At 68.8% G+C, this 4,938-nt stretch carries 5 protein-coding genes and 1 pseudogene; 2 read left to right on the top strand and 4 right to left on the bottom strand.

Annotated elements, in window-relative coordinates:
- Window positions 1–13: 13 nt before the first annotated feature.
- The 4 genes from argG to AC27VN_RS32505 all read right to left on the bottom strand — a co-directional run bounded on the left by argG (window position 14) and on the right by AC27VN_RS32505 (window position 2,986).
- Entirely contained in the window at window positions 14–1,360 is a 1,347-nt protein-coding gene (argG, locus tag AC27VN_RS32520; protein ID WP_093340219.1) for an argininosuccinate synthase, read from the bottom strand.
- 20 nt (window positions 1,361–1,380) lie between these two features.
- Window positions 1,381–1,704 (bottom strand): pyrimidine/purine nucleoside phosphorylase, encoded by a 324-nt coding sequence (gene ppnP, locus AC27VN_RS32515; protein ID WP_093340218.1) that lies wholly within the window; start codon window positions 1,702–1,704, stop codon window positions 1,381–1,383.
- Window positions 1,705–1,833: 129 nt separating this feature from the next.
- Window positions 1,834–2,481, bottom strand: a complete 648-nt coding sequence (locus tag AC27VN_RS32510) for a hypothetical protein (protein ID WP_490879231.1) — start codon at window positions 2,479–2,481, stop codon at window positions 1,834–1,836.
- Window positions 2,482–2,614: 133 nt separating this feature from the next.
- Window positions 2,615–2,986 carry an ArsC family reductase gene (locus AC27VN_RS32505; protein ID WP_490879230.1) on the bottom strand — a complete coding sequence of 124 codons (372 nt, stop codon included), beginning with the start codon at window positions 2,984–2,986 and terminating at the stop codon, window positions 2,615–2,617.
- Window positions 2,987–3,021: 35 nt separating this feature from the next.
- On the opposite strand from AC27VN_RS32505, the gene folC reads away from it, so the two are divergent.
- Together folC and AC27VN_RS32495 are read left to right on the top strand one after the other, a co-directional pair.
- Window positions 3,022–4,341 (top strand): bifunctional tetrahydrofolate synthase/dihydrofolate synthase, encoded by a 1,320-nt coding sequence (folC, locus tag AC27VN_RS32500; protein WP_490879232.1) that lies wholly within the window; start codon window positions 3,022–3,024, stop codon window positions 4,339–4,341.
- Between the two features lie 72 nt (window positions 4,342–4,413).
- Window positions 4,414–4,938: pseudogene (locus AC27VN_RS32495) on the top strand (SPOR domain-containing protein); the annotation flags it as partial.

The raw sequence follows: 4,938 nt of genomic DNA, 5'->3' as shown, positions 1-4,938 counted from the left end.
GGCTTGGAAAGGCTTACTCGCCCTTGCCGCTGTCGTCGTTCGTGAGCTTCGGTAGCGCCGCGCCCTGGCTCGAGGCCAGCAGGCCGGTCTTGGTGTAGATGCCGAGCTTCTCGCGCGTGTCGACGATGTCGAGGTTGCGCATCGTCAGCTGGCCGATGCGGTCCAGCGGCGTGAACGCGCCCTCGACCTTTTCCATGCTCAGGCGTTCGGGCTTGTAGGTGAGGTTCGGCGACTCGGTATTGAGGATCGAGTAGTCGTTGCCGCGGCGCAGTTCGACCGTGACCTCGCCGGTGATCGCGCGCGCCACCCAGCGCTGGGCGGTTTCGCGCAGCATGATGGCCTGCGGGTCGAACCAGCGGCCCTGGTAGAGCAGGCGGCCCAGGCGGCGGCCGTGGTCGCGGTACTGCTCGATGGTGTCCTCGTTGTGGATGCCGGTCACCAGGCGCTCGTAGGCGATGAACAGCAGCGCGAGGCCGGGGGCCTCGTAGATGCCGCGGCTCTTGGCCTCGATGATGCGGTTCTCGATCTGGTCGCTCATGCCCAGGCCGTGGCGCCCGCCGATGCGGTTGGCCTCGAGGATCAGTTCGACCAGGTTGGGGTAGCTCACGCCGTTGAGCGCGACCGGCACGCCTTCCTCGAAGCGCACCGAGACGGTCTCGCGCTTGACCTCGACCTCGTCCTTCCAGAAGGCCACGCCCATGATCGGCTGCACGATCTGGATGCCGCTGTTCAGATGCTCGAGGTCCTTGGCTTCGTGCGTGGCGCCGAGCATGTTGGAGTCGGTCGAGTAGGCCTTCTCGGCCGACATCTTGTAGGCGAAGCCGGCCTGCTGCATGAAGGCCGACATTTCGGCGCGGCCGCCGAGCTCGTCGATGAAGACCTGGTCGAGCCAGGGCTTGTAGATCTTCAGGCTCGGGTTGGTCAGCAGGCCGTAGCGGTAGAAGCGCTCGATGTCGTTGCCCTTGTAGGTGCTGCCGTCGCCCCAGATGTGGACGTCGTCTTCCTTCATGGCCGACACCAGCATCGTGCCGGTGACCGCGCGGCCCAGCGGCGTGGTGTTGAAGTAGGTGACGCCGGCCGTCGTGACGTGGAAGGCGCCGGCCTGCAGCGCGGCCAGGCCTTCGTTGGCGAGTTGCGCGCGGCAGTCGATCAGGCGCGCGTTCTCGGCGCCGTAGAGCATCGCCTTGCGCGGAATCTCGTCATAGTCGGGCTCGTCGGGCTGGCCGAGGTTGGCGGTGTAGGCGTAGGGGATCGCACCCTTGTTGCGCATCCAGTGCAGCGCCGCGCTGGTATCGAGGCCGCCCGAGAAGGCGATGCCGACCTTCTGGCCGGCGGGAACGTTTTGGAGGATGGTCGACATGCTGGGAGGCTCCGTGCGGTTCAGCCGAAGTGGCAGATGTAGCTGTAGGGCTCGCCGCTCACGCGGATCTGGAAGCTGGAGTTGCCCGGAACGTCGAACTTCTGGCCGGGGCCGGAGGCGATCCACTCGGTGGTGCCCGCGAGCTGGTATTCGCAGCTGCCGGCGGTGCCTTCCATGATCTCGGGAGCGCCGGTGTTGAAGGTCAGGGTGGACGGCAGGATCACGCCGACCGATTTCTTCGTGCCGTCGGCCAGCGTGAGGCTGTGGCTCACGCACTTGCCGTCGAAGTAGACATTGGCCTTGGTGGCCACAGCGGCGCTGTTCAGGGTGTCGGTAATCGTCATGGAATGGCGCCGGCGCCGGGGGCGTTCGGCTGGTCGAGGACGGCACCGCGCAGGCGGCGCACCCCTCAGGGGTTGGAGAAGTCCTCGATTTTAGGGGCTTGGCCGGCGGCGCCTGGCCGGCCGGCCGCCTCAGCGGTGCCAGCCGTGGTAGCCGCCGCCGCGCCAGCCGCCGTAGCCGCCGCGGTAACCGCCGTAGCCCCGGTAGCCGCCGCCCCAGCTGCGCGAGTAGCCGAGGTTCAGCGAGATGCCGACCGGCGGGTAGACGTAGGGCTGCGGATAGGCATAGGCCGGCTGCACGTAGACCGGCGCCGGATAGACCGCGGCCGGGTAGGCGGGCTGGGCATAGACCGGGGCCGGCTGCGTGCCCGACACCACCACGCCCGGCTCGGGCACGACGTCGTCCCAGGGCGAGCCCGTGGCGTACTGCTGGCCTTGCTGCTGCGGCGGCGGTTGCTGCGCATAGCCGCGGTTGTCGGTTTCGACCGGGTAGGGCGTGAGCTGGTTCTGCGGTGTCACCGGCGCGGTGGTCACGCCATAGGCGTTGGCCTCGACGGGGATGGTGGCGCCCGGCTGGTAGTCGGTGCGCGTGGTGTAGCGGCGGCCGTTGTACTCGTAGGTGACGTTGTAGCTGGTGCCGGCGCTGTCGCGCACCGGCGTGGCCGAGAGCACGCGCGCCTGCACGGTCTGGCCCGACTGGGCATGGACCATGCCCGCGCTGGCGGCGAGGACGCCGGCCAGCGAGAGGCCGAGGACGGTACGGATGGTCTGGGTATTCATGTTGGAGACTCCTGCGGATCGGGCGCGGTGCGCTGGGAGGGGAGCCCGGCTGCGCCCGGTCCGGGTTCGACGCCGGCCCGCCAGGCGGGTTCCGGCATTTACACGGCGTTCACAGCACGGTTTTCACAGTCGCTTACAGCGTCTTGGCCCATTGTTCGGCGTCGAAACCGGCCGTGATGTCGGCCTGGCGCGCCTTTTGGTGCCAGTCCACCACCGGCCGCTTGATCAGGCTGGGATTGGCGAGCAGCACGGCGCGCGCCGAGGCGGCGTCGACCACCGATTCGCGCGTGGCGTCGTCGAGCTTGCGCCAGGTGGTGCCGCGGCGGTTGACCAGCGTTTCCCAGCCCAGCGCGGCCAGCCAGCGGTCGAGTTCGGCCTCGGGCACGCCCTGTTTCTTGAAATCGTGGAAGGCGTAGGCCACGTTGTGGTCGTCGAGCCAGGCGCGGGCGCGCTTGACGGTGTCGCAGTTCGGAATGCCGTACAGAGTGGTCGAAGGGGTTGTCATGGCGCCGATGATGCGCGAGCGGCGGGTGGGCGACAATCCCGGCCTCCATGGAAACCCTGAACGACTGGCTCGAGCGCGCCGAGCGACTGCATCCCAAGAACATCGAGCTCGGACTCGAGCGCGCGCGCGAGATGGCCCAGCGCATGGCGCTGCGCTTCGGCTGCCCCGTGATCACGGTGGCCGGCACCAACGGCAAGGGCTCGACCTGCGCCATGCTGGAGTCGATCCTGATGCACGCCGGCTATCGCACGGCGGTCTTCACCTCGCCCCACCTGGTGCATTTCGAGGAGCGGCTGCGCCTCTCGGGCCAATCCGTCGATGCTTCCAAATTAATAGCAAACTTCGAAGCCGTGGAAAAGGCCCGGGGCGACATGCCGCTGACCTATTTCGAGTTCACGACGCTCGGCATCCTGCGCTGCATGATCGAGGAGAAGCCCGACGTGGCGATCCTCGAGGTCGGCCTCGGCGGCCGACTCGACGCGGTCAACATCATCGATGCCGACTGCTCGGTGATCACCAGCATCGACCTCGACCACATGGAATTCCTCGGCCCCGACCGCGAGAGCATCGGCTTCGAGAAGGCCGGCATCCTGCGCGCCGGCAAGCCGGCCATCGTCAGCGACCCGATGCCGCCGCAGAGCGTGATCGACCATGCCGAGGCCATCGGCGCCGACCTCTGGCGTTTCGGGCGCGACTTCAACGTCTCGGGCGACAAGCAGCAGTGGGGCTGGAGCGGCCGCGGTCGGCGCTACAGCGGGCTGGCCTATCCGGCGCTGCGCGGCGCCAACCAGCTGGTGAATGCGGCCGGCGTGCTGGCGGCGCTCGAATCGCTGCGCCAGCAGCTGCCGGTGACGGCGCAGGCGATCCGCAGCGGCCTCGCGATGGTCGAACTGCCGGGGCGCTTCCAGATCGTGCCGGGCCAGCCGGTGCTGGTGCTCGACGTGGCGCACAACGCGCACGCCGTGGCCGCGCTGGCCGAGAACCTCGACGCGATGGGCTTCTACCCGACCACCCATGCCGTGTTCGGCGTGATGGCGGACAAGGACCTGGCGCCGATCCTCGCGCGCATCGGGCCGCTGATCGACCGCTGGTACTTCACCGACCTGCCGACCGCGCGCGCCGCCAAGGCGGCCGACCTGCTGGCGACATGGCAAGCGCAGAACACGCGCAAGGACGCCGCCGGCGAGGTCTTCGCCGCCCCCATGCAGGCGCTCCAGGCGGCCATAGAGCGCGCGGACCCCGCTGATAGAATCGTGGTCTTCGGATCGTTCTTCACCGTGGGCGGCGTGCTCGAGCATGGCACCCCCCGGCTGCAAGCCAAACACCTGTCCTCAACCTTGTCGCCCGGCGGCTGATTCGCAGGTCGATCGCGCCGGATTCCGCAGCTTCCCGCATCACTCGCAGCACTCCTTCAGGGACCGAACTTCATGGCGTTTTTCAAGTTCCGCGCGCGCGGCCCACAAGGCAACGAAGGACGCAGCGCACCGGCTGCGGTGCCGGCGGAAAGTGTCGAATCCATGCGCCGTCGCGCCCGCCACCGCCTGCTGGGCGCCGCGGTGCTGGTGCTGCTGGGCGTGATCGGTTTCCCGCTGCTGTTCGACACCCAGCCGCGCCCGGTGTCGGTCGACATCCCGATCGAGATTCCCGACCGCAACAAGGTCAAGCCGCTGCCGGTGCCCCAGGCACCCGCGCCCGCCGCCACCAGCGGCAGCGACAACGGCGACACCCGCGTGGCCGCCGCGACGCCGTCGCGTCCCCCGGCCGCATCGAGCGGCGGCATCATCACCGAGACCGCCGACGGTACCGAGATCGATGCCTCGGGCAAGCCGGTCAACAGCGCGCAGGCGCCGGCCCCCGCGCCGGCCAAGCCGGCCGAACCCAAGCCCGAGCCGAAGCCGGAACACAAGCCCGAAGCCAAACCCGAGCCCAAGCCGAAGCCCGAACCCAAGCCC

The sequence above is a fragment of the Variovorax sp. 20P10.2.4 genome (genome assembly GCF_058244205.1).
Note: the sequence above shows the minus strand (reverse complement) of the source record. Positions and strands in the feature narration are given on the sequence as shown.

Excerpts from the sequence above, each read along its gene's own strand:
- argG (WP_093340219.1), bottom strand. The coding sequence starts at position 1,360 with ATGTCGACCATCCTCCAAAACGTTCCCGCCGGCCAGAAGGTCGGCATC.
- ppnP (WP_093340218.1), bottom strand. The coding sequence starts at position 1,704 with ATGACGATTACCGACACCCTGAACAGCGCCGCTGTGGCCACCAAGGCC.
- AC27VN_RS32505 (WP_490879230.1), bottom strand. The coding sequence starts at position 2,986 with ATGACAACCCCTTCGACCACTCTGTACGGCATTCCGAACTGCGACACC.
- AC27VN_RS32510 (WP_490879231.1), bottom strand. The coding sequence starts at position 2,481 with ATGAATACCCAGACCATCCGTACCGTCCTCGGCCTCTCGCTGGCCGGC.